Annotated in this window: 23 protein-coding genes and 1 riboswitch; of the genes, 13 read left to right on the top strand and 10 right to left on the bottom strand. The window is 72.3% G+C overall.

Annotated elements, in window-relative coordinates; all coding sequences use genetic code 11:
• Window positions 1-22: 22 nt before the first annotated feature.
• Complete coding sequence (locus tag DFQ13_RS02235) at window positions 23-406, bottom strand: STAS domain-containing protein (RefSeq protein ID WP_084175363.1); 384 nt, start codon at window positions 404-406, stop codon at window positions 23-25.
• Window positions 407-816: 410 nt separating this feature from the next.
• Here DFQ13_RS02235 and DFQ13_RS32910 point away from each other — a divergent pair, with 410 nt between their 5' ends.
• From DFQ13_RS32910 to DFQ13_RS02275, 8 genes are all read left to right on the top strand, one after another.
• Window positions 817-1,017, top strand: a complete 201-nt coding sequence (locus tag DFQ13_RS32910; RefSeq protein WP_146241041.1) for a hypothetical protein — start codon at window positions 817-819, stop codon at window positions 1,015-1,017.
• A 368-nt stretch (window positions 1,018-1,385) separates the two neighbouring features.
• Window positions 1,386-1,529: riboswitch (cobalamin riboswitch) on the top strand.
• 175 nt (window positions 1,530-1,704) lie between these two features.
• A complete protein-coding gene (locus DFQ13_RS02240; protein ID WP_035279886.1) occupies window positions 1,705-1,887 on the top strand; it encodes a hypothetical protein in 183 nt (60 codons plus the stop codon).
• 939 nt (window positions 1,888-2,826) lie between these two features.
• Window positions 2,827-3,249, top strand: a complete 423-nt coding sequence (locus tag DFQ13_RS02250; protein WP_110078613.1) for an anti-sigma factor antagonist — start codon at window positions 2,827-2,829, stop codon at window positions 3,247-3,249.
• A gap of 189 nt (window positions 3,250-3,438) precedes the next feature.
• The gene (locus DFQ13_RS02255; RefSeq protein ID WP_146241043.1) at window positions 3,439-4,194 is read left to right on the top strand and encodes an ATP-binding protein; all 756 of its coding nucleotides are present in this window, start codon (window positions 3,439-3,441) and stop codon (window positions 4,192-4,194) included.
• A gap of 177 nt (window positions 4,195-4,371) precedes the next feature.
• Window positions 4,372-5,061: a DsbA family oxidoreductase gene (locus DFQ13_RS02260; RefSeq protein ID WP_035279884.1), complete on the top strand. Its 690-nt coding sequence runs from the start codon at window positions 4,372-4,374 to the stop codon at window positions 5,059-5,061.
• Window positions 5,062-5,334: 273 nt separating this feature from the next.
• Window positions 5,335-5,742, top strand: a complete 408-nt coding sequence (locus DFQ13_RS02265; protein WP_407643117.1) for a four-helix bundle copper-binding protein — start codon at window positions 5,335-5,337, stop codon at window positions 5,740-5,742.
• A 255-nt stretch (window positions 5,743-5,997) separates the two neighbouring features.
• Window positions 5,998-7,209 (top strand): zinc-dependent alcohol dehydrogenase, encoded by a 1,212-nt coding sequence (locus DFQ13_RS02270; RefSeq protein WP_110078615.1) that lies wholly within the window; start codon window positions 5,998-6,000, stop codon window positions 7,207-7,209.
• Window positions 7,206-8,990: a thiamine pyrophosphate-requiring protein gene (locus DFQ13_RS02275; protein WP_035279882.1), complete on the top strand. Its 1,785-nt coding sequence runs from the start codon at window positions 7,206-7,208 to the stop codon at window positions 8,988-8,990. The genes DFQ13_RS02270 and DFQ13_RS02275 overlap by 4 nt, the downstream gene beginning before the upstream one ends.
• Window positions 8,991-9,456: 466 nt before the next feature.
• Here the strand turns inward: DFQ13_RS02275 and DFQ13_RS35870 are convergent, their stop codons facing one another.
• On the bottom strand, window positions 9,457-9,783 hold the full coding sequence (locus DFQ13_RS35870; RefSeq protein ID WP_407643118.1) for a transposase: 327 nt from the start codon (window positions 9,781-9,783) through the stop codon (window positions 9,457-9,459).
• Between the two features lie 13 nt (window positions 9,784-9,796).
• On the opposite strand from DFQ13_RS35870, the gene DFQ13_RS02280 reads away from it, so the two are divergent.
• From DFQ13_RS02280 to DFQ13_RS02300, 5 genes are all read left to right on the top strand, one after another.
• Window positions 9,797-10,447 (top strand): phosphate signaling complex PhoU family protein, encoded by a 651-nt coding sequence (locus tag DFQ13_RS02280; protein ID WP_035279952.1) that lies wholly within the window; start codon window positions 9,797-9,799, stop codon window positions 10,445-10,447.
• Between the two features lie 85 nt (window positions 10,448-10,532).
• On the top strand, window positions 10,533-10,904 hold the full coding sequence (locus tag DFQ13_RS02285; RefSeq protein WP_110078616.1) for a hypothetical protein: 372 nt from the start codon (window positions 10,533-10,535) through the stop codon (window positions 10,902-10,904).
• A 571-nt stretch (window positions 10,905-11,475) separates the two neighbouring features.
• Window positions 11,476-12,219, top strand: coding sequence for a GAF and ANTAR domain-containing protein (locus DFQ13_RS02290; RefSeq protein WP_035279880.1), 744 nt, complete (start codon window positions 11,476-11,478; stop codon window positions 12,217-12,219).
• Window positions 12,220-12,307: 88 nt separating this feature from the next.
• Window positions 12,308-14,725 (top strand): phosphoketolase family protein, encoded by a 2,418-nt coding sequence (locus DFQ13_RS02295; protein WP_110078617.1) that lies wholly within the window; start codon window positions 12,308-12,310, stop codon window positions 14,723-14,725.
• 5 nt (window positions 14,726-14,730) lie between these two features.
• Entirely contained in the window at window positions 14,731-15,846 is a 1,116-nt protein-coding gene (locus DFQ13_RS02300) for an acetate/propionate family kinase (protein ID WP_052020847.1), read from the top strand.
• A 437-nt stretch (window positions 15,847-16,283) separates the two neighbouring features.
• On the opposite strand, the gene DFQ13_RS02305 is transcribed toward DFQ13_RS02300, so the two are convergent.
• Genes DFQ13_RS02305 through DFQ13_RS34675 form a run of 8 tightly spaced genes read right to left on the bottom strand, consistent with a single transcriptional unit; the run spans window position 16,284 to window position 23,786 of the window.
• A complete protein-coding gene (locus DFQ13_RS02305) occupies window positions 16,284-17,642 on the bottom strand; it encodes an aldehyde dehydrogenase family protein (RefSeq protein ID WP_110078618.1) in 1,359 nt (452 codons plus the stop codon).
• Entirely contained in the window at window positions 17,633-18,313 is a 681-nt protein-coding gene (locus DFQ13_RS02310; RefSeq protein WP_110078619.1) for an SDR family oxidoreductase, read from the bottom strand. The genes DFQ13_RS02305 and DFQ13_RS02310 overlap by 10 nt, the downstream gene beginning before the upstream one ends.
• The gene (rfaE2, locus tag DFQ13_RS02315) at window positions 18,314-19,588 is read right to left on the bottom strand and encodes a D-glycero-beta-D-manno-heptose 1-phosphate adenylyltransferase (RefSeq protein ID WP_110078620.1); all 1,275 of its coding nucleotides are present in this window, start codon (window positions 19,586-19,588) and stop codon (window positions 18,314-18,316) included. It abuts the gene before it with no gap.
• Entirely contained in the window at window positions 19,585-20,196 is a 612-nt protein-coding gene (locus DFQ13_RS02320; RefSeq protein ID WP_110078621.1) for a D-sedoheptulose-7-phosphate isomerase, read from the bottom strand. The genes rfaE2 and DFQ13_RS02320 overlap by 4 nt, the downstream gene beginning before the upstream one ends.
• On the bottom strand, window positions 20,193-21,404 hold the full coding sequence (locus tag DFQ13_RS02325; protein ID WP_110078622.1) for a glycosyltransferase: 1,212 nt from the start codon (window positions 21,402-21,404) through the stop codon (window positions 20,193-20,195). Before DFQ13_RS02325 ends, DFQ13_RS02320 begins: the two co-directional genes overlap by 4 nt.
• On the bottom strand, window positions 21,401-22,288 hold the full coding sequence (locus DFQ13_RS02330; RefSeq protein ID WP_035279875.1) for a glycosyltransferase: 888 nt from the start codon (window positions 22,286-22,288) through the stop codon (window positions 21,401-21,403). The genes DFQ13_RS02325 and DFQ13_RS02330 overlap by 4 nt, the downstream gene beginning before the upstream one ends.
• The gene (locus DFQ13_RS02335) at window positions 22,285-23,274 is read right to left on the bottom strand and encodes a glycosyltransferase family 9 protein (protein WP_035279874.1); all 990 of its coding nucleotides are present in this window, start codon (window positions 23,272-23,274) and stop codon (window positions 22,285-22,287) included. The genes DFQ13_RS02330 and DFQ13_RS02335 overlap by 4 nt, the downstream gene beginning before the upstream one ends.
• Window positions 23,271-23,786 carry a D-glycero-alpha-D-manno-heptose-1,7-bisphosphate 7-phosphatase gene (locus DFQ13_RS34675; protein ID WP_407643119.1) on the bottom strand — a complete coding sequence of 172 codons (516 nt, stop codon included), beginning with the start codon at window positions 23,784-23,786 and terminating at the stop codon, window positions 23,271-23,273. Before DFQ13_RS34675 ends, DFQ13_RS02335 begins: the two co-directional genes overlap by 4 nt.
• Between the last annotated feature and the right edge of the window lie 141 nt (window positions 23,787-23,927).

The raw sequence follows: 23,927 nt of genomic DNA on the forward strand, positions 1-23,927 counted from the left end.
GTGCCCGGTTGCTCTCGGTGGCTCAGATCACCCCGTCCAGGTCATCGAGGTTCTCGATCAAGGTCAGAACGCCATCGAGTCCGAGGAGCGTGAAGATCCGACGAGACGCGGTTCCCCCGGGGCAGGACACGACCATGGCACCACCGCGTTCGCGGGCGCGCAGCCCAGCGTCGACCAACACCCCGATGCCCGTGCACCCCAGGAAAGTGACCCCGGTCAGATCCACCACGACGACGGCGGGTGAGGGCAACCGGGTGAGGCCGTCGGAGACGGCCGCCCGCAGGGCGGGCGCGGTCAGGAGGTCGACCTCGCCCTTGACCTGCACGGTGGTCCATCCTGCGGTCCGTGCAACCGTTGTGTCGAGCAGACAATCGTTCACCTGGAGTTCTCCGGTTGAGGAAGCCATCGACGGCGACGGCTGTCTGCTCAACCGCCCGTTCGAGAGTCACCGTAGACATGAATCTTTCTTCGTCCACTGCGGGGGCCGTTGTTCACCCCACCTGTTCGAGGTGCATCCGCGTGGCGACCTCAACGGCAGCAGGGCGCAGCGTCTATGGGGAGCGCGGGTCGTTGATGTGCTGTGGGTGTGCCGTGGTTCGGGCCCGGGCGGGCTGGTCCGGCTGCACGGCCGCCCTGCCACCGTTGTCCGGACGATCCAGGTTTCACCGCGCCCCGCGGTGGGAACAAGGGGTCATGGTCGGTGACGTGAGCGACGCTCTTTCCCAGACCTCGTCGGCCCCCGGAGCGGTTCCCGCGCTGAGCGGGCCTGCCCCGAGGGCACCCTGCCCTGTTTTGTACGTTGCCGCAGGCGCGGCGATGCGCCGTGCACTCGACGAGTACTTCGAGCAAGGCTTCGACGTCGAAAGCGCCAGCGACGGTTGGGTTCTGCTGCGCCGTCGCGCGGAACGCCTCGCGCTGACGTGCACGCCCGTACCCATCGGCATTCACCAAGCCGGCCCCGGGTTCAACACACGTGGATTTGGCCGATTCTCACTTGTGCCGAACCCGTTGGTGTGATCTTACCCTTTGGTGTCGAACGCAAGGCGTGCTCCATCCGGTGGCGTGGTGTTTCGGTGATCCTGGGTGACCCGGTCCCGCCGACGTGCTGCGGGCGGCGATCCACCAGCGCGAACTGACCCTGCGGCGGACCCACACCCGGTTGGCCGACCGAGACATGGACATCACCTGTTGGGTCCCCTTCTGAACAGCGGCGCGGCTACGCGATGGTCAACGGGCACGCTCGAGGTGGGGATGGCGTTGGCGTCGGGCCCCTGCGAGTGCAAAGGAGAACTCGGTGCGCGCTGTCGCTGTGGCCGCATTGTCGACGATCCTGCCCGCAAGTGTCTGTGGCGGAGCTTCGGCCGCTCGACCTCCGGCGGTCGGAGGGAATCCGGTGCGAGTTCGGAACTGCCGCGCAGTGGTGAGGGTGATCAGCGGAACAACGCGCCACAGGACCGAGCGGCCTGGGAAGGCGTTCCGCATGGTACCGGCTTCGCGGGCTTGGTCGTTCCGCACCTCATCCGGATGGCGGTCAGTCCGGCGACGGCCTCGGTGAAGGAGGCCTTGCCCGGCGGTTCCCAACCCAGATGGGCCAGGCGCCGCGCTCGCCGACGTGCGGGCCGAGGGCATCCAGGCCGGAGGTGAGCCTTTGCCCGTGGTGGGGGTGATCCCGCGCGACCGGTAATCTCGGACAGGGGTGCCCACGTGGTCCAGGTGGACCTGCGTTCTCAGGACGGGACGGACGAACTGCGAGTCGGAAGCCGCAGCCACCACGTCATCACCGCACTGGACCGCTCCACCGACGTCGACGCCGTCCGCGCACTCGCCACCTGCCTCGTCGGCCGGGTCGCCGCCGCCTTCCCGGCACCCCACCGCCGCCCAGCATGAAGAACAGGTGCAGCGGCCGTGTCCTGCTCGACGTTCACGATCGACCCCGCCCACCTGGTACTCGGCGAGTTCTGTTCCAGCGTTGCGGTCCGCACAGGTGGGCGACCCCGCGCGCTGGTGCCGAACGGATGGACCGTCTGGGCCCAACAGACGTGGATTCCGGGTGAGCGGGTATGCCCCGGCCGTGGATGCACGAAAGAGTGACAATGAGGCCGCGCGAGGACACGTCGCCGGGGCGGGACCCGGTGACCGCCGCGGGGCCGGACCGCATGTGGCGCACTCGGCTGTGCGAGGGGAGCACAGTTCACCCCTTGGTCGTGACCTCGCGGCGGGCGCGGCGCCGCTCGCCCGTCTGGTCTCCTACCGTTCGGACATCGGCGTGGCGGTGCTGCGCGGGGCGTTGGACTTGACCGCTGAGAGGGGGCTGCGCGACGTCTTCGCGGCGTTGCCGGAGCCGGTCGCCATCCTGGACCTGTCGGCGGTGGAAATCCTGTCGGCGTCCTGTCTCGGTCTGATCGTCGAGGACGCGGCCGCGCGCGGTGCGAGGGGGTACGCGCTGGCCTTGGTCGCCGCGGACGGGCTGGCCCTGCGGGTGGTGCGGCTGAGCGGCGCGCACACCTGTATCCCGACCTTTCCCTCGTTGTCCGACGCGGTCCGGGAGATGGGTGAGCGGGAGTTGGGGCGGCAGGCCACCGACCACGGCGTCGGTGAGCCCCGGCGCGCGCCGACCCCGGTGACCGACCGTTCCCCGTCGAGTGTCCGCGACAGCGGACCTGGGCAGAGGATCCCCACGGATCGTCGGACGTCTCGGGCTCCGTCGGTTTCCCCGCGCCTGTGCGCGGGTAGCCCGATCGTGGACGGGTGCCCGGCGGTGCTCCTGGACACCGCGGCGGCTTCGCGGGTTCGACGAAGCCGCGCGGGAACCGGAGTGAGTGCCGAATGCGCCGAGAGAGGACCGGGGTGCACGGGAACCTGATCGATGTTCGGGTCGACAAGACGACGTCGCACGTGGTGGTGCACATCAGCGGGGAGTTGGACATGGTGACCGCCCCGGTGGTGAACACGGCGTTGGACACCGCCACGGCCACGAGCGGGGACCGCGCGCTGGTCATCGACCTGACCGCCCTGTCGTTCATGGGTTCCACCGGCCTGGCCATGTTGCTGGAGACCAGGCAACGCTGCGTGGACAACGGCAGGGGATTCGCGGTGGTGTCCCCCTCGGGCAGCCCTCCTCGACGGGCTTTGGAAGTGACCGGCCTCTTCCCGGTCATGTGTGTTGAGGAAACCGTGACGGCAGGTGTTCGACGGACAGGCATGGGTTGGTGCGTCAACGGTCGAACGAAACCACGACCGGGTGGATGAGCGCCGGAACGACGTCCTGACCCGAGTCACGCTGCCGCTCGTGTGACCGCGTTGTCCGGCCGGGTGCCATGGTCCGCGCGGTGGGCGTCGATGCCGGACGACTCCCCTCGATGTCCCCGGAGTGCCTGCGGTGGCGACTGGCTCCGACCGTGTGGTTGATGTTCGATTCCGTGAGCCGAAGGAGGCCGGATGGCAATCAGTCCGGTCCCGTTGGAGCTGAGCCACCGCGCTGTGGGCGACGCCATCGTGGTGGCTGTGCGCGGGCGCCTCGACCGTGCGCAGTATCCCCGGGTCAAGGGCTACCTGCTCAAGTGCGCGGCGGAGGCGCCCACCGCCCTGGTGGTCGAGCTGTGTGCGGTGCAGTGCGCGGACCCGATCGCGCTGTCGGTGTTCGTGACGGTCGCGCACCAGCTCGCGCACTGGCCCGGTGTGGTGCTGCGGCTGGTCTGCGGGGCCGACAGCGGCGCCGTGGCCGCCGACAGCCACCTGCGCCGATTCCTCGACGTGCACGCCACCACGGACGAGGCACTCGCCGCCGTTTCCGCTCCCATGCGCCGGGTGGCCGGGGTCGAGTTGCCCAACGACCACTCCGCGCTGCGCATCGGTCGCGTCTTCATCCGCGAAACGCTCGCAGGCTGGGGGCTGGACGAGTTCCTGCACGAAGGCGTGCTGCTGGCCTCCGAACTGGTCCAGAACACCATCCAGCACACCTTGTCGGCGCCCGCTGTCCGCTTGGAGCACCGCCGCGGCGTCCTCTCCGTCGCCGTGTACGACGAGGACCCGGCCCACCCGGAACCACGTTCGGTCGAGCAGGCGCGTTCGCGGGCACTCCACGGGCTGGGCCTGGTGGCGAACCTCGCGGCGGCCTGGGGCACCTCGGCGACCCCCTCCGGGGGGAAGGTGGTCTGGGCCACGCTGCGCACCTCGACGACCGCGGCCGACTGAGCATGCCCGGGGCGGTCGTCAACCGCGGGCCCAGCCCCACCACCAGGACCACACCCCGAAGGATCGACTACCCGGGCTCTCAGGTTCGATGCGGGCCCAGTCCCGATGTGGGGTACTCGCGTTCCTTCCCGGCCGACCTGGGTACTCGCCGAGGACGCTCGAGAGGAAGGTGGGGCAATGCCACGACCTGAAGTGCGACCGGGGACGATCGTGGTCTACACCGATGTCGCGTGCGCGTGGTCGACGGTGGCGATCGTCAGGTTGTTGCGGGCCCGGGACGAGTTGGACCTGGTCGACCGGGTGCACCTGGACCACCGGTGCTTCCTGCTGGAGGACGTCAACGCCTTCCCGATCCCGAAGAAGTTCCTGGATTCGGAGATCCCGGTGGTGGGTGCGCTGGAGCCGGACCTGGGGTGGAAGAACTGGCAGGGCGACCCGGCGGACTGGCCGGTGACCACCGCGCCCGCCAACGAGGCCGTGCACGCGGCGAAGGAGCAGTCCCCGCGGGCGGCGGAGGAGTTGGACATGGCGCTGCGGCTGGCGCTGTTCCGCGACAGCCGGTGTGTCTCGCTGCGGCACGAGATCGTCGACATCGCCCGCAACTGCGAGCACGTGGACGCCGACGCGCTGGGCGAGGCATTGGACGACGGCCGGGCGCGCGGGCCGATGATGCGCGACTACCGGGGCAACCGGGACGCGGTGCAGGGCAGCCCGCACCTGTTCTTCGCCGACGGCCACGACGTGCACAACCCCGGCATCGGGCTGCGCTGGGTGGGGGAGCAGGGCGCCGGGTTCCCGGTGGTGGAGCACGACGATCCCGGGATCTTCGCCGACCTCGTCCGCCGCGCCGCCGATACCGCCGCATGAACACGCCATCACCCGGTGAGCCCATTCCCAGGCGGACGGACGGGACAGCTGCGCGACGTTGGCAGGTATCGACCACCACCGGGTGCGCGACGGAGTTCCCGAACGCCGCGTCGATTGTGATCGGGTCGAGCGGGTGAAGCCCTGTGCGTGGTTCCCACGACGTTGACCGCGCTCGCACTGACAGGGATTGCGTCGAACTGGGGTGGACGCCGGACCCATCCGAGTCCGGTGACACACGAGTTCCGGTGACACACGAGCTGAGGAGTGATCCGCTTGACCACCACGACGATGCTGATGCTGGAAACCCACCCGGCCGAGATCGGCCTGGACCGGGGCAGGCTGGCCGCGGCGATCGATGCGCTGATCGCATGCGCCCAGGCGTGCACGGCGTGCGCGGACGCCTGCCTGAGCGAGAGTTCGGTGGCGGAGCTGACCAAGTGTGTGCGCACCGACCTGGACTGCGCCGACATCTGCTCCACCACGGCGCGGGTGCTGTCCCGGCACACCGGCTGGGACGCTGGCATCAGCCGGTCGTTGCTGGAGGCGTGCGCAACGGCGTGCGAGTCCTGCGCGGACGAGTGCGAGCGGCACGCGAACATGCACGAGCACTGCCGCATCTGCGCCGAGGCGTGCCGCAACTGCGAACAGGCGTGCCGAGACCTGCTGGCCGCCACTGGCTGACGGAGGTTCGCGAGGTGACCGCCCACGCCGGGGAGAAGGCGCAGGAGGCCGGGACGTTCCACTGCGCGAAGTGTGCCGGGAAGGTGCACGTCGCAGGTGCTTGGGCGCACCGCCCCGGGCGAGGCCGCGCGGCGTCGTTGCCGACCGCGCCCCGAAGCGGGTGCCGCGTCGACGCCCGGCCCGCGGACCGGGTTGGTCGCGTTTCACCGTCGATCGTGCGGGAAGCCGTCCGTGGACGACGACGGAGGAGATGGCATGAAGGCTGTGGTGTGGCACGGGACCGGGGACATCCGCTCGGAAGAGGTGCCCGACCCGAAGATCCTGGAACCGAGCGACGCGATCGTGCGCATCACGCGCAGCGCGATCTGCGGCACAGACCTGCACCTGGTGCGCGGCACCATGCCCGGCATGGTCGAGGGCACGGTCCTCGGCCACGAGGCCGTGGGCGTGGTGGAGGAGGTCGGGCCCGCGGTGCGTGGGTTCTCCCGCGGTGACCGGGTGGTGGTGACCTCCACGATCGGGTGCGGCACGTGTTCGTACTGCCGGGCAGGCTATTACGCGCAGTGCGACACGGCCAACCCGAACGGACCGTCCGCGGGCACGTCCTTCTTCGGCGGCCCGCAGACCACCGGTCCGGTGGACGGGTTGCAGGCGCAGTACGCGCGGGTGCCGTTCGCGATGACGACCCTGGTGCGCATCCCCGACGCGGTGACCGACGACCAGGCCATCCTGCTGTCCGACATCTTCCCCACCGCGTGGTTCGGCGCGCGGCTGGCCGAGGTCCGCGAGGGCGACAGCGTGCTGGTGCTGGGCGCGGGCGCGGTCGGGCAGTTCGCCATCGCCTCGGCCAAGCGGCAGGGCGCCGGGCGGGTGTTCGTGGTCGACGGCATCGCCTCCCGGCTGGACAAGGCGCGCGAGCAGAACGCCGAGACCGTCGACTTCAACCGCGAGGACCCGGTCGCGCTGGTCAAGGAGTTGACCGGTGGCATCGGCGTGGACCGCGTCATCGAAGCCGTCGGCGTGGACGCCCAGCGCCCCGAGACCGGCCCCGCCGCCGAGCAGGCCGGGCAACAGGCCGATCAGTTCGAGCGGGAACGGCAGCAGGCCGCCCCCGAGGCGAACCCGAGCGGCGAGCAGTGGGTGCCCGGCGACGCGCCCAGCCAGGCCCTGCGGTGGGCGGTGCAGGCGGTCGCCAAGGCCGGGAGCATCGGGATCATCGGCGTCTACCCGCCCGGCTTCGACAGCTTCCCCATCGGCGAGGCGATGAACAAGAACCTCACGATCAGGATGGGCAACTGCAACCACCGCCGCTACCTGCCCGAACTGCTCGACCTCGTGGTCAGCGGCGTGGTCGACCCCACCGCGTTCATCACCCGGCACGAGCAGCCCGTCGACGCCGTCGAGGCGTACCGGACCTTCGACCGGCGCGAAGAGGGCTGGCTCAAGACCGTCCTGGACGTCGCATGAGCGGCACCGTCGCGGACGCCCTCGTCCGCCGCCTGCGGGCCTGGGACGTGCCCAGGGTGTTCGGCTACGCGGGCGACGGGATCGACCCGGTCCTCGCCGCCCTGCACCGGGCGGGCGGCGACCCGGAGTTCGTGCCGACCCGGCACGAGGAGATGGCCGCGTTCATGGCCACCGGCCACGCCAAGTACACCGGTCAGGTCGGCGTGTGCCTGGCCACCCAGGGTCCCGGTGCGATCCACCTGCTCAACGGTCTGTACGACGCGAAGCTGGACCGCCGCCCGGTGGTGGCGATCGTCGGGCAGGTGGTGTCCACCGCGCTGGGGACCGGTTACCTGCAGGAGGTGGACCTGCACGCGCTGTTCAAGGACGTGTGCGGCCAGTACTCCCAGACCGTGTTCGCGCCCGAGCAGTTGCCCGTGCTGCTGGACAACGCCATGCGCACCGCGATCTCCGAACGGGTGCCGACGTGCCTGATCGTGCCGCACGACGTGCAGCGCGCCGACGCCGTGGACGAGCCGCCGCACACCCACGGCGTGGTGCCCTCCTCGGCTGTCGTCGCCCGGCCCCGAGTGCTGCCGCACCAGGACGACCTGCGCGGGGCCGCCGACGTGCTCAACGCCGGTCGGAAGGTCGCGCTGCTGGTCGGGCGCGGCGCGGCGGGCGCGGAGCGCGAGATCACCAGGGTGGTCGAGGTGCTGGGCGCGGGGGTGACGGCGTCGCTGGTGGGCAAGCCGGTGCTGTCGGAGGACGCCCCGTGGCACACCGGGGTGATGGGCCACCTGGGCACCACCGCCTCGGCCGAGTTGATGTCGGGCTGCGACACGCTGCTCATCGTCGGCAGCAACGACCCGTGGACGGAGTTCTACCCGGGGCCGGGGCAGGCGCGCGCCGTGCAGATCGACATCGAGGCCCGCGTGGTCGGCAGCAAGTACCCGGTCGAGGCCCCGCTGGTGGGGGACACCACCGAGACGCTGCGGGCGCTGCTGCCGCTGTTGCGCCGCAACCCCGACCGCCGGTGGGAGCAGCGGGTGCTCACCTCCGTGGCGCGGTGGCGGCGGATCGCGGAGCAACGCGCCCAGACGCCTGCCGACCCGCTCAACCCGGAGCTGGTGGTGCACGAGCTGTCCGGCCACCTGCCCCCCGATGTGCGGGTGGCGGTGGACGTCGGCTCGGCCACCTACTGGTTCGCCCGTCACTTGGCGCTGCCGGTCGGCGTGCCCGCCCACACGTCCAGCTACCTGGCGTCCATGGGCTGCGCCCTGCCCTACGGCCTGGCCGCCAAGCTGGACGCGCCGGACCGGCCGGTCGTCGCCCTGGTGGGCGACGGCGCGATGCAGATGAACGGCCTGCCGGAGCTGATCACCGTGGCCGACCGGTGGCGCACCTGGGCCGACCCGCGGTTCGTGGTGCTGGTGCTGCACAACCGCGACCTCAACGAGGTCACCTGGGAACAGCGGGAAATGGAGGGCGACCCGCGCTTCCCCACCTCGCAGCGCGTGCCGGACTTCCCCTACGCCGCCTACGCGGAGCTGCTCGGGCTGCGGGGCATCCGCGTCGATTCACCCGAGCAGGTGGGCAAGGCGTGGCACGAGGCGTTCCACGCCGACCGGCCGGTGGTCGTCGAGGCGATCGTGGACCCCGCGGTGCCGCTGCTCGCCCCGCACCTGCCCGATGAGAAGGCGGACACGATCCGACAAGGGCTCGACCAGGAGCCCGACGGCGATGCGGAACGGGAGCACCTGCGGCGGCAACGCGCCGACGAAGGACACCGACAGCCGTGAACGGCGGTAGGTCGGACGGGCACCCGACCCACCGTCGCCGGCCGTCCTGACCACCGGGACAGCGCCCCATCGCCGCGCTGGTTCGCGTCGCGCCCGTGTCTCGCGGCCGTCCGGTACCAGACCGGATGAAGGACATCACCGGAGCCGGTCCCAAGGAAGAAGCCGTGCGCGTCGGCAAGGCGAAGCCCACCACCGAACAGGAGGGGCTCGACGAAACGGACTCCTCATCGCCCGATGACCAGCGAAACGGCAACTCGGGGCACCAGAGGACGACCGCGCCACCAATACCGGTGGTACCCCGCAGCCGGAGCCGCTCGGTGGCTGTCCCGATCGTCGCCCGGATGCTTGAGATGAACACCGCCGAGGAGACGGCCAGGTGTTCAGCGGGTTGGAGTTCTTCCTTGGTTCCTCACCGTACTGGCACGGTCCAGTCCGGCGACGCGGTTGGCGGCCGTCGCCTTGGAAGTCAGTTCAGGATGAGCTTGCGGGGACAGAAGATCGAACAGCCCAGGAAGAGGATGGTATGTCGGGTGTCGGCTCGTCGTTCGGTGCGGATGCGCGGGCGCCGGAGGTTCTTGAGCCAGGCGAAGGTGTGCTCGACCGGCCAGTGGACGACACCGAGGCCGGAGTCGTGTGCAGTGCCTGCGGCGGGTGATGTTCGGGATGACGCCGCAAACGTGGACCAGGCGCAGGTACTTGTCGTGGTACCTCTGGTGCATGACGAGCCCCGGACGACGCGCCGGCGGCGCGAGCGGCCCGTTCCACGGACGCTTCGCGGGCGCGGCCCGTCCACTAGGATTGGGATGATGCGGGAGACTTTTCACGGGGACCTGGTCCAGCTTGGTGTCGAGCTGGGCGGGATGTGCGAGCACGCCGCGACGGCGATGCGGCGGGCCACCCGGGCGTTGTTGGAGTCGGATCTGGCCTTGGCCGAGCAGGTGCTGGCCGCTGACAGTGACTTGGACGAGCGGCGTGACCGGTGTGAGGAGCAGGCCAACACCCTGCTGGCCTTGCAGGCCCCGGTGGCAGGGGACCTGCGCGCGGTGCTGGCCGCGATCCACGGTGCCGAGCGCATCGAGCGCATGGGTGACCTGGCCGCCCACATCGCCGCCCACGCCCGCATCGCCCACCCCGCCCGGGTCGTCCCGACCGAGCTGCACCCGGCGTTCAGCCGCATGGGGCAGACGGCCGCTGACATGGCCGATCGGGTCGGTGAGCTGGTGGGCGGTCCCGCGCAGGGTGGGCACGCCGAGCTCGTGGCCGCTGATGAAGTCCTCGACGGCCTGCACGGTGAGGTCTTGGCCCACGTCACCGCGTCGACTTGGGGACACGGTCCTGCCGTCGCGGCCGGCCTGGCGTTGGTCGCCCGTTTCTTCGAGCGCTTCGGCGACCAAGCGGTGTCGGTGGCCACACGGTTGGAGTTCGCAGCCACCGGCGAGCTGCCCCGCTCGGGCTGACCGGCTCGCACTGAGCACGGGAACGTACCCGACCGGGTGCGTGCCGTACCCGCCGCCGAGCAGGTCGGGCGGGAAGGATGCGGTCATGGACCTGACTGCCGACCTGGTGACACTGATGGCCATGCGGTACGTGCGCCCCGCCCCCAGCCTGGGCCCGCCGCCCGACCCCCGGTCGGAAACGGTGCCCGGTGTGTCCGTCGACCCCAGGCTGCTGGAACGGGCTGCCCGGCTGCTGCAGGTGCTCGCCACCGGCGCCGACGGACCGCCCGCGACCGCGGCGCTGTGGGTGGCGGTGGCGCTGCGCGCCCACGTCCCGGACGAGGTCGTCGCCGAGGCCGACGCCGAACTCCTCCGACTGGCCGACCAGTGGTGCGCCCCGACAGCGTCGAGCCCCGGCAACCCCACCGAGCACACCGCGGGGTTGTCCGTGCCGACGGCACAGGAAGCACCCGGCTGAAACCGAATCGACACCCGGCTGTGGATGGTCACCACGCCACACCCGGCCAACGACGTACCGGTGTCCCTGATGAACCGCTCACACACCGGGTGCGCCCCCGACCGGCAACGGTTCGAGGAAGGCGCTTTCCTGTTCGACCCGCAGCCCACCAGGTCACACGCTTGTGCGTGGGGTTGCAGTCGGCGTCCCCGGAGGTTCGTCGCACGACCCTGGTTCACCGGTGGTGGCCGCAGGGGGTGAGGCTTGTGGAAGCCCCGGCTCGTCGGATTGGTTCGCCGAGCAGGCGCTGATGCTCGTGTGTGCGCTGTTGTACTGTGTGGAGGCCGAGGTTCCTCGTGCGCACCGGATCAGCGGTGCGTCACCTCCGCGGTATGCCGATTCCGCGCGAACACCGTGGGAACCTCGTCGCACGGGGGACGCTGCGCGTGTCCTCTTGGTCCAGCAGCGGGCCGGGAACCCACCGGTCGCCGGTGGGGATGGCCACCGACATGCTCGGGGTGCCGTCTGACCCGCTCGTTCCTTTGTATGCACGTCTTCCTCCCGTTCGGCGCGGCCGATGAGGAGAACTGTCATGGGCCAGCAACCCGAGCGGGCGTGGCCGGTTGTCCTCGACGAGGTCACCGCCGCGGTGGAGTCCCTCACCGCGGCGCTGGACAGCGTGGAGGACTTCACGCTGCTGCTGCAACAGGTGTGTGAGCAGGTCACCCGGGCCGTGCCGGGGGTGGACGAGGCCAGCATCACCCTGCTCGTCGACGGTTCCCCGCGCACCGCGGCCACGACCAGCGACATCCCCGCCCGGTTGGACCGCGACCAGTACGCCACCGGTGACGGCCCGTGCCTGCGCGCCGCGAGCACCGGCCACCTGGTGCGGGTGTCGGTCGAGGAAGCGGCCGAGCAGTGGCCCGCCTTCGCCAAGGACGCCCGGGCGGCCGGGTTCGGCAGCTTCCTGTCCGCGCCCCTGACGATCGACGAGGAGTACACCGGCGCGGTGAACTGCTACAGCGCCGCCGAACACGGGTTCGCCGAACTGGACGTGAAGCTGCTCGACCTCTACACCAGCACCGTGACCGCGACGCTGCGCGTGCACCGCCGCTACCAGCGAGCCCGCGACACCACCGAGCAGCTCATCATCGCGCTGGAAACCCGGGCGGTGATCGACCAGGCCAAGGGCATCCTCATGGCGCTGCGGCAGATCCCGGCCGATGAGGCGTTCACCCTGCTGGCCGAGCAGTCCCAGCGGGAGAACATCAAACTGCGTGACCTGGCCGCCCGGTTCGTCGCCCACACCACCGGCCGACCCGACCACGGCGCCTGATCCCCTGTTTGGCCACCGACCGGTGGGGAAAGACTGCCCGAGGGGCGCTTGCCCGCCGCTGTTCGCCGGACACGATGGAGGAGCCAGGATGGGCGGGGGAACGGGTTCGGCACCGCGAGACAGCAGGCTCTCCGGTGGTGCACCGCGGGCAGGCGACCTGCTGGGCGACGAACTCCGCGGTGTCGACGCGTACTGGCGGGCGGCCAATTACCTCTCGGCCGGACAGATCTACCTACTGGCCAACCCGCTGCTGCGGGAGCCGCTGCGAGTCGAGCACATCAAGCCCCGGCTCCTGGGCCACTGGGGCACCACCCCGGGGTTGAACTTCGTCTACGCCCACCTCAACCGAGTGATCCGAGCGGGCGACCGCGACGTCATCCACGTGACCGGCCCCGGTCACGGTGGTCCCGGAACGCTGGCGAACACCTGGCTGGAGGGCGCCTACAGCGAGGCCTACCCCGACATCGGGCAGGACGAGGCGGGCATGTGCGCGCTGTTCCGGCAGTTTTCCTTCCCCGGCGGCGTGCCCAGCCATGTGTCCCCGGAGGTGCCCGGGTCCATCCACGAGGGCGGCGAACTGGGCTACTCCCTGGCCCACGCCCATGGAGCCGCGCTCGACAACCCGGGGTTGATCGTGGCCTGCGTCATCGGCGACGGCGAGGCCGAGACAGGTCCGTTGGCCGCGAGCTGGCACCTGAACAAGTTCTCCAACCCGGCCACCGACGGCGCGGTCCTGCCGATCCTGCACCTCAACGGGTACAAGATCGCCAACCCGACCGTGCTGGCCCGCATCCCCCAAGACGAGCTGGACGCGCTGTTGCGCGGCTACGGCTACGCGCCGCGCTTCGTCTCGGGCAGCGACCCGGCGACGATGCACCGCGACATGGCCGCAGCCCTGGACTGGGCCTTGGACGAGATCGACGACATCCAGCGGCGGGCGCGCACCGGCGACGGCAGTGGCCGCCCCCGGTGGCCGGTGCTGGTGCTCCGCAGCCCGAAGGGCTGGACCGGCCCCTCGCACGTGGACGGTGTTCCGGTGGAGGGCACTTGGCGCTCGCATCAGGTGCCGCTGTCCGCGGTGCGGGAGAACCCCGGACACCTGGCCGCGCTGGAGCAGTGGCTGCGCTCCTACCGCCCGGAGGAGCTGTTCGACGACTCCGGCGCCCCGGTCGAGCAGGTGCGCGCCATGGCCCCGGCGGGCAACCGGCGCCTGGGATCCAACCCACACGCCAACGGCGGCCTGCTTCTGCGGTCGCTGCGGCTGCCCGATTTCCGCACGCACGCCACCGAGGTCGCCCAACCCGGCGGATCGACCTCCCAACCCACCCGGGTGCTGGGCCGGTGGCTGCGGGAAGTCGCCGAGGAGAACGCCGACGCCCGCAACTTCCGGATCTTCGGTCCCGACGAGACGGCGTCCAACCGCTTGGACGCGGTCTACGAGGTCACCGACAAGCAGTGGCAGGCCGGAACCCTCGACACCGACGAGCACCTCTCCGGCGACGGCCGGGTCATCGAGGTCCTCTCCGAGCACCTGTGCCAGGGCCTGCTGGAGGGCTACCTGCTCACCGGCAGGCACGGGCTGTTCAGCTGCTACGAAGCGTTCATCCACATCGTCGACTCGATGTTCAACCAGCACGCCAAGTGGCTCAAGATCAGCAGGCGCCTGCCGTGGCGGCGCCCGGTGGCCTCGTTGAACTACCTGCTCACTTCCCACGTGTGGCGGCAGGACCACAACGGCTTCTCCCACCAGGACCCCGGGTTCATCGACCACGCCGTGAACAAGAAGGCGGAGGTCATCCGCGTCTACCTGCCGCCGGACGCCAACACGCTGCTGTCGGTGGCCGACCACTGCCTGCGCAGCCGCGACTACGTCAACATCGTCGTCGCGGGCAAGAACGACACCCCCGACTGGCTTTCGATCGAGGACGCGGTCCTGCACTGCGCCCGCGGCGTGGGCATCTGGGAGTGGGCGGGCTCGGAGGACGGCGGCGAGCCCGACGTCGTGCTGGCCTGCGCGGGCGACGCGCCCACCCTGGAGGTCATGGCCGCGGTGTCGCTGCTGCGCGAGCACCTTCCCGCGTTAAAGGTCCGCGTGGTCAACGTCGTCGACCTCATGCGCCTGCAACCGGACACCGAACACCCGCACGGCCTCACCGACCCGGAGTTCGACGCCCTGTTCACCACCGACAAGCCGGTCATCTTCGCCTACCACGGCTACCCGTGGCTCATCCACCGCCTGACCTACCGGCGGAACAACCACGGCAACCTCCACGTGCGCGGCTACAAGGAGGAAGGCACCACCACGACCCCGTTCGACATGCTGGTCCTCAACGACATGGACCGCTTCCGGCTGGTCATCGACGTGCTCGACCGCGTCCCCGGCCTCGGCGTCCGCACCGCCGGGCTGCGGCAGGCCATGGTGGACAAGCGGGCCCGGCACCACGCCTGGACCCGGACCCACGGCGAGGACCTGCCCGAGGTCCTCGACTGGGCCTGGACGAACTGAACACCATGACCGCACCGAACAGCGTGGCCGAGCCGAACACCGTGCTGGTGGTCAACGCGGGCTCCTCCAGCCTGAAGGTCCGCCTGCTCGCGGGCGAAGACGTCGTCGACTCGCTGGACCTGACCGACTGGTCCGGCGCCGAGGACACCGACGGCCTGGAGCGGTTCGTCACGGCCCAGTCGACCGTCGACGTCGTGGGGCACCGGATCGTGCATGGCGGCGCCCGCTTCACCGAGCCGGTGGTGCTCGACAGCGGGGTCCGCGACGCCATCGCGGCGCTGACCGAGCTGGCGCCGCTGCACCAGCCCAGGGGAGTGGCGGGCATCGACGCGGTGTGGAAGGTCCTGCCCGACACCCCCGCGGTCGCCTGCTTCGACACGGCCTTCCACACCACCCTGCCCGCCGCCGCGGCCACCTACGCCCTGCCGCGCGAGTGGAACGAGCGGTGGGCGCTGCGCCGCCACGGCTTCCACGGCCTGTCCCACTCCCACGCGGCGCGGCGCACGGCCGAGCTGTTGGGCCGCCCGCTCCGGGACCTGCGGATCGTGACCTGCCACCTGGGCGCGGGCGCGTCCCTGGCGGCCGTCGACGGCGGCCGCTCGGTGGACACCACCATGGGCTTCACCCCGCTGGCAGGCCTGGTGATGGCCACCCGCTCCGGCAGCGTCGACCCCGGCCTGGTCCTGTGGCTGCTCGAACACAGCGGCCTGGACCTCGGCGCGCTCACCCACGCCCTGGAGTCCGAGTCGGGCCTGCTGGGCCTGGGCGGCTCCGCGGACATGCGCGAGATCCTGCGCCGCGCCGACACCGGCGATCCGGCCGCCACGCTCGCCTTCGACGTCTACGTCCACCGCCTGGTCCGTGAGATCGCCGCCATGACCGCGAGCCTGCGCGGCCTCGACGCCCTGACCTTCACCGGTGGCGTCGGCGAACACAGCCCCCGCGTCCGCGCCGCCGCCACCGCGGCCCTGGCCCACCTGGGCGTGCACGTCGATGACTCCCGCAACACGGCCACCTCCGACGCCGACATCAGCACGGCGGACGCCGAGGTGCGCACACTGGTGGTCACCGCCCGCGAAGACCTCGAAATCGCCCGCCACACCCGCACCGCCCTGTCCTGACACCACCTGTGAAGACGCCCCGATCCACGCCGACAGCCCCTCGAAGCCCATACGATCGAGTTTCTTCGATCAGGATGAACGCCTCGTCGAGCCCCGTGGCCACGAGCGTGCGGTGGGGGCGGTTCCCGAAGGGCAGACCACGACCAGGACGCCACCGCGTTCGCGGGCGCGTAGCCCGAAGTCGATCAACACCTCGACGCCTTCGCAACCCAGGAAAGTGACCTTGGTCAGACGTTGTATCGAGCAGACAATCGTTCACCTGCGGTTCTCCGGCCGAGAAAGCCATCAGCGGCGCCTGCTGTCTGCTGAGTGACCAGGGAAACGCGGTCCAAGAACAGCGCTTGCATCGGCTTCACGGGGGCCGGGTGATCCTGACCATTGGAACGACGAGCGCCGCAGCGCCGGGAACGGCACTGCGGCGCTCGTCCTGAAGTGGGTCAGCGTTGGCGGGGGAGTCCGATGTGGACGACCTTGGTGGTGGTCATCTCGTCCAGCAGTTCCGGGCCGTAGCCGTACCCGGTGCCGGAGGCGCCCCTCGGTTGGGCGGCGCCGCCGGGGGCACCGCCGAACACGGCGTTCACCTTGACCGTCCCCACCGGCAGAGCGCGCCAGGCGCGCTGGGCGTTGGTCATGGAGGCGGTCAGGACCGTGGCCGCCAGGCCGTGCTCGTCCTGGCAGGCCAGACCGAGGCCCTCGGCGAACGAGGAGACCACGCACACCGGGGCGACCGGGCCGAAGGTCTCCTCCCGCATGACCCGCATGTCCGGGGTGCAGCCGCGCAGGACGGTGGCGGGGTAGTGGGCGCCCTCTCCTTCCGGGATCGCGCCGCCGACCAGGGCTTCGGCGCCGTCGGCGATGGCCTGGGCCACGTGGCTGTGCACGGCTTCGCGGTGGCGGCGGTCGACCAGGGGCTGGGGGTCGGCGTTCCACTCGCTGGCCTCGGCGCACAGGGCTTCGAGGAACTCCTCGGCGATGTCCTGGTGGACCAGGACGCGCTCCACCGAGGTGCAGATCTGGCCCGCGTTGGCGAACGCCCCCAGGGCGGCCTGCTCCGCCGCCCACACCGGGTCGACATCGGCATCGATCAGCAGGGCGTCGTTGCCGCCGTTCTCCAGCAGGGCTTTGGCCCCGGTGAGCGCGGTGGCGGCGGCGATGGAGCGGCCGGTGGCGGTGCCGCCGACGTGGGCCACCACGTCGACCGACGGGTCCCCGGCCAGGCGGGCGCCGACCTCGCCGTCGCCGGTGACGGTGTGCAGCACGCCCGGGGGGAAGTGCTCCGAGAGCAGGTCGCCGAGGTGGGCGCCGGTGTGCGGGCAGCGCTCGCTGGGCTTGTGCACCACAGCGTTCCCGGTGACCAGGGCGGCGCCGAGCAGGCCGCAGGCCACCGCCACCGGGTCGTTCCACGGGGTCAGCGCCACGACCAGGCCGCGCGGTTCGGGGACCATCAGGTCGGTGGCGCCGGGGGAGCCGAGCAGCGAGCGGCCCCGGTGGACCGGGCCCAGTTCGGCGTACTGCTCCAGTGTGGACACACCGGCCAGCACGCCCTCGCGGGCCGAGTCGACCGGGCGACCGGTCTCGGCGGCGACCGTCGCGGCCAGTTCGTCCGCCGCGGCGCGCAGTGCGGTGGCGGCGGCGCGGACCGCGGCGCCGCGGTCGGCGGCCGGGGTGTCCGCCCAGGGGCCGCGGGCGGCGAGGGCGGCCCGCACGGCCCGGCTGACCTCGTCCTCGGTGGCGGTGGGCAGGGAGCCGACCTCGTGGCCGTCCAGCGGGGAGCGGATGTCCAGGGTCACGGCCACGAGCCCTCCTCGGCGTGCGCGACGACCAGTTCGCGGACCTCGCACCCCGCGGGCTGCGCGAGGGCGAACACGATCGCGTCGGCCACCCGCTCCGGTGGGTTGAGCCGGGAGTCGTCGGCCGGGCGGTACTGCTCCGGGCGGTCGTCGAAGAAGTGCGTGCGCATCCCGCCGGGGATCACCAGCGTCACCCCGATCCGGCCCGCGGTCTCCGCGGCCAACGCCCTGGTGAAGCCGACGACACCGAACTTGGAGGCGCAGTAGGCGGTGGCGTCGCCGACCGCGCGCAGGCCCAGGGTGGAGGAGATGGTGACCACCCGCCCGCCGTCGAGCATCGGCAGTGCCGCGCGGATGACCGCGGCCGTGCCGAACAGGTTGACCATCACCACCCGTTCCCAGTCCTCGGCGGGCACCACGTCCAGCGCGCCGCACGCGTCGATCCCGGCGGCGGTGACGACGGCGCGCAGGCCGCCGTTGCGCCCGGCGATCGCGGCGACCGCCCGTTCCGCCGCCCGGGTGTCGGACAGGTCCACCGCCTCGAAGTCGGCGACCTCCGCGGCCGAGGGGGCCGCCTTGTCGAGCACGAGCGGCTGCCCGCCCGCCTCGTGCACGGCGCGCACGACGGCCGCGCCCAGACCGGACGACCCGCCGGTGACCAGCACCTGACCCAGCATTCAGCTCCTCCTCGTGAGAATTCCGGTTGTCGAGCGACCGCTGTGGTAGGGCACCACCACGGTCCGCCCGCCCCAGCCCGCGACCAGGTCGGCCTCGGGCAGGGTCTCGGCGGAGTAGTCCCCGCCCTTGACCCACACGTCCGGCCGCAGGACGCCGAGCACCTGCTCCGGGGTGCGTTCGTCGAACACGACCACCTCGTCCACGCAGCCCAGGGCGCTGAGCACCTCCACCCGGTCGTCCTGCGTGGTCACCGGGCGGTCCGGGCCCTTGAGCCTGCGCACGGAGTCGTCGGAGTTCAGGCACACCACCAGGCAGTCGCCCAGCGCCCGCGCGGCGCGCAGGGTGCGGACGTGGCCCGCGTGCAGGATGTCGAAGCACCCGCCGGTGGCCACGACCGTGCCACCCCTGGCCCGCACCGCGTCCACAGTGGATGGTTGCTCCGCCTCGGGGTGCTCGCGCAGCAGGAAGTCCGCCGCCGAGGTGACCGCGGCGGCCACCGCCTCGTCCGGCGCCGCGCCCGCCATCAGCCGGGCGGCGGCGGTGGCGGCGAACCGGTCCCCGGCCCCGCAGGGGTCCAGCACCGGGATGCGCCGCGCGGGGACCGCCGTGGGGGTGCCGCCGCCGTGCAGCAGCGCGCCCCGGGCGCCCAGGGTGACCACGACCGCGCGGGCCGACCACCGCCGCCGCAGCTCCGCCGCGGCCTCGGTGGGGTCGCTGAGCCCGGAGAACGCCTCGGCCTCGGCGGCGTTGGGGGTCACCAGCCGGGCGCCCGGGGTGGGCGCCGGGCCGCGCGGGTGCGGGTCCCAGACGACCGGCACCCGGTCGAGCACCGCCCGCAGCCGCTCGTCGCGGGCCAAGCCGCGGCCGTAGTCGGACACCAGCACCAGGTCGGCGCTGAGCACCTCGTCGAGCATCGCGTCGGTCGCCGCGGGCAGGCGCGGGCCCCCGCCGCTGTCGATGCGGGCCAGCGAGGTGCCGCCCGCGCGCAACCGGGTCTTGACCGGTGTCGGCTCCGGCGACGGTCCCCAGACCGCGGGCACGTCGCCGAGCGCGGCGCGCAGCCGCTGCCCCGCCTCGTCGTCGGCCACGGCGCTGACCAGGGTGACGTCCACCCCGTCGGTGTGCGCCAGGGTGGCCGCCAGCGCCGCACCACCGGCCCGCGCGGTCTCCCCGCTCACGTCCAGCACCGGCGCCGGGGCGTCCGGGCACAGCCTGCCCACGGAGCCCCGCACGTCCACGTCGAGCAGCGCGTCCCCCACCACGACCAACTTCATGAGGCCCTCCGGGACGCCCCGGGCAGCGCCGCCTCGAACGCCGCGCACACCGCGTGCACGGCCACCAGTTGCGCCTCCTGCACGTTGGCCGTGGCACCCGGCAGGCACAGCACCTCGTCGGCGGCCTCGGCCAGCGGGTTGGGCCCCGGACCGGTCATCGCCCACACCAGGGCACCGGCCAGCCTGCCCGCGGTGGCCGCCTCCAGCAGGTTGCGGCTGCGCCCGCTGGTCGAGAGCAGCACCACCACGTCACCGGGGCGGGCGTGCGCGGTGACCTGCCGGGCGAAGACCTGGTCGTAGCCGTAGTCGTTGCCGATCGCGGTGACGCTGGAGGTCTCCGCGCACAGCGCGATCGCCGAGAACGGCCGCCGGTCGTCGCGGAAGCGGCCGACGAGTTCGGCCGTGAGGTGCTGGGCCTCGGCCGCCGAACCGCCGTTGCCCGCGGCGAGCAGCCGCGCGCCCGCCGACAGCCGCCGGGCCAGCACACCGCCCCACCGCGACACCAGCCGCGACTGCGCCCGCAGCCCGTCGAGGGTGACCGCGAGCCGGTCGAGGTGACCGCCCAGCGCGCCGTCGACCGCCGGGTCGAGTTGGGTCTCCGCGCTCACCGGGCCACCTCCACCATGTCCGACTCGACCGCCGCACCCGCGCCCACCCGCAGGTAGACATCCTCGGTGGCCTGGGCGACGTGCTCCCACAGGTACCGCGCCTGCACCCGGTCGCAGCCCGCGAGGCCCAGAGCCTGGCGCTGGGTCGGGTCGGCGAGCAGCGAGCGCAGCGCCTTGGCCAGCGCCACCGGGTCCCGCGGCGGCACCAGCAGTCCGGTGACCCCGTCGACGACCGTGTCCATCAGCCCGCCCACGGCGGTGGCCACCACCGGCACCGAGCACGCCATGGCCTCCAGCGGCACGATGCCGAACGGCTCGTACCACGGCGCGCACACCACCACGTCCGCCGAGCGCAGCAGCGCGGGCATGGCCCGCCGCGACACCCGCCCGGCCAGCCGCACCCGGTCGCGCACCCCGACCGACCCGGCGTGCTCCAGCAACGCCCGGGCCTGCGGGTCGCCCTCGACGTCGGCGCCGCCGCCCGCGATGACCAGTTCGGTGTCCGGCAGCAGGCGCAGCGCGCTGATCACCTCGGCGAAACCCTTGCGCGGCACCAACCTGCCGACCGAGACGATGCGGTGCCCGGTGCTCTTGGGCGCCCCCCGGCCGTCCGGGCTGAACCGCTGCGCGTCCACCCCGGACGGCACCACGGTCACCTTTTGCCGCGACAGCCCCATCCGCACCAACTCGAACACCTCGTCGGTGCAGGTGGCCACGATGGCGTCGGCCTGCTTGCCGACCATCCGCTCGATGCCGATCCGCTTGGCCGGGCTGGTGTCGGCCGAACCCTGGTGGCGGCGCTTGACCGTGCCCAGCGCGTGGTAGGTGTGCGCGACCGGCACCTCCACCGTCCGCGCGGCGAGGACCGAGGCCATGCCGGACATCCAGAAGTGCGAGTGCACCACGTCCGGGGTGTCGTCGCGCCAGTGCCGGGCCAGGAACCGGGTGAAGTCGTTCATGTGCGGCAGGAGGTCGTCCTTGGGCACCGGGGCGGCGGGCCCGGCGGGGACGTGCACGACGTCGTACCCCTTGGCGTGCACCAGTTCCGGCACGTCCGGGTCGTCCCTGCGGGTGAAGACGGTCACCCGGTGCCCCCGGGCGGCCAGCGCGGACGCCAGACCGGCGACGTGGACGTTCTGGCCGCCCGCGTCCTCCTCGCCGAGCGCGGCGAGGGGATTGGCGTGTTCGGACACCATCGCGATTTTCATGCGGTCACCTCCATCAGCAAGCGGTCCCAACCCTTGAGGAAACTGTCGAGCCCGTACCGGGCCAGGGCGGTGCGCCTGGCCTCGACCCCGCGCGCGCGGGCGGCGTCGGGGTCGGACACCAGTTCGCGCAGTCCCCGGACCAGCCGGTCCGGGTCGTTGGACACCACCCCCGCTCCCGGTGGCACCGCGCGGCCCACCTCGGTGCAGGCCAGCGCGACCACGGGCATCCCCAGGCACATCGCCTCCAGCAGCGACAGCCCCAGCGACGTCCACCGCACCGGGTGCAGGTAGACCCGCCGCCGCGCCATCTCCCGGTGCAGGTCGGCCATGCCGTGGTCGCCGCGGCCCATCGGCCCCAGCAGTTCGGTGCCCATGCCGTAGACGTCGAGCGGGGCGGCCTCGGCGAAGCGGGGCAGCAGGTCGGTGCCGACGACCCGGCCGCGGCGCACCGGCTCGTTGACCACGACCGCGGCCCGGGGCAGCTCACCGGTGTAGAGCGGCCCCGGGTCGACCACACCGTGCTCGATGACGGTGGTGCGGGTGCTGCCCGTGTCCCACATCAGCGCGTTGAAGTGGGTGACGTGCACCAGCCGCCCGGGCCAGTCGGCCATGGGGTGGCGCTCGTTGGGCGCCTTGGGCGTGTTGTGCTCCAGGTAGATCACGGGCATCCCGTCGGGCACCAGGGGCAGCTCGCGCGGGTTCTGCACGACCGCCACGTCCGCGCTGCCGCGGTCGAGGTCCGACAGCGGCACCTCCCGCGCCGAGGGCCAGTCGCGCCCGGCGAGTCCCACCCCGTCGGGCGGGGCCACCAGCAGGAACTCGTGCTCGCCGCGGACGAAGGCGTTCGTCCACGACCCGTGCACGTGCCAGAGCAGGACCCTCATGCGCGGACTCCGATCAGCTCGTCGACGGCGTCGGCCACCCGGCGGGGATCGACCCCGTCGAGGCACGGGTGACCCGGTACCGGGCAGTCGCGGGCCCGGGTGTCCCGGCACGGCGCGTGCTGGTCGCCGAGCAGGACGTGCGGCCCGTGCGGGGCCCAGCGGGCGGCGGGCACCACGGGGGCGAACAGCGACACCACGGGGGTGCCCACGGCGGCGGCCAGGTGCGCCGGACCGGTGTTGCCGACCACCAGCGCGTCGGCGCCCGCCAGCAGCCCGGCCAGCTCCGCCAGCGTGGTGCGGCCGCCCAGGTCGACCCCGGTCGTGCCCGCCACCCGGGCGGTCAGCGCGCGTTCGCCGGGGCCGCCGGTCACCAGGACCCGGTGCCCGCGCCCGGTGAGCACCGAGACGGCCTCGGCCCAGCGGTCCGGCGACCAGGTGCGGGCGGGCACCGACGCGCCGGGGTGCACCACCAGGTACGGGCCGGGGGTGGTCGAGGGCTGCGGGCGGACCGCGAGACCGCCGCCGTCACCGGGGGGGAGGTCGAACCCGGCCGCCCGCGCCACCGCCAGGGCCCGGTCCGCCTCGGGGATGTCGGGGTCGTCGGTCAGCCGCACGTCCAGCAGGGAGCCGGGGTAGTCGATCGACCGGGCGACGATCCTGGGCACGCCCGCGAGCCGCAGCAGCAGCGCCAGCGGCAGCGGGCTCTGGTGGAAGGACGTCAACACCAGCGCCACGTCCGGTCGGCGTTCCCGCACCGCGCCGACCAGCCGGTCCACGTCGGCGGCGTCCACCGCGGGCGCGGGGTTGGCCACCCAGGGGCACGCCCACACCAGCACGTCGTCCACCCCGGGCAGCAGTTCGGCCGCCTGTCGACCCGCCGGACCGACCAGGAGGGTGACCTCGCCCGCCGCCGCGGCGGCGCGGACGGCGGGACCGGCCAGCAGCACGTCCCCGTCGCTGTCGAGGCGGGCGACCAATGTCCTCACAGGACCACCGCCAGCGCGGCGTGCAGGTCCGCGACGACAACCGGCGCGCGCTCGACCTCCTCGGGCAGCGTCCGCTCGGTCGGGACCAGGATCGCGCGGGCACCCGCGGCGCGGGCGGCGTCGACGTCCGCGCCGATGTCGCCTATGACCACGGTGTCGGACGGGTCCACACCCAGCGCCGCGCAGGCCGCGAGGACGAGGCCGGGTCGCGGTTTGCGGCACGCGCAGCCGTCTTCGGGCCGGTGCGGGCAGACCTGCCAGGTGCCGAAGCGACCGAGCAGGGTCTCCACCCTGGCGTTGACCGCGGCCACCTGCTCCTCGGTGAGCATCCCGCGGCCGATGCCGGACTGGTTGCTCACCACCCCGGTGCGCACGCCCCGGGTCCGCAGGGCGGTGGTCAACTCGATCGCGCCGGGCATCAGCCGCACCAGCGCGGGGTCGCCGTTGTAGGGCACGTCGTGCACGAGGGTGCCATCCCGATCCAGCAGCACAGCGGCAGGAGGTGGTGTCACGGGAGCAGTGATATCCAGCATTTTCGCTGGTAAACACTTCGACGGTAAGCAGACGCTCGTACTGGTGAATGGTGAAACCACCCCCGTGCGGCGGTACCGGCACATCGGTGGTGATCTCCGCGAATGAATCGCGGCGCAGTG

The organism is Actinokineospora spheciospongiae, assembly GCF_003182415.1.
Lineage (GTDB): Bacteria > Actinomycetota > Actinomycetes > Mycobacteriales > Pseudonocardiaceae > Actinokineospora > Actinokineospora spheciospongiae.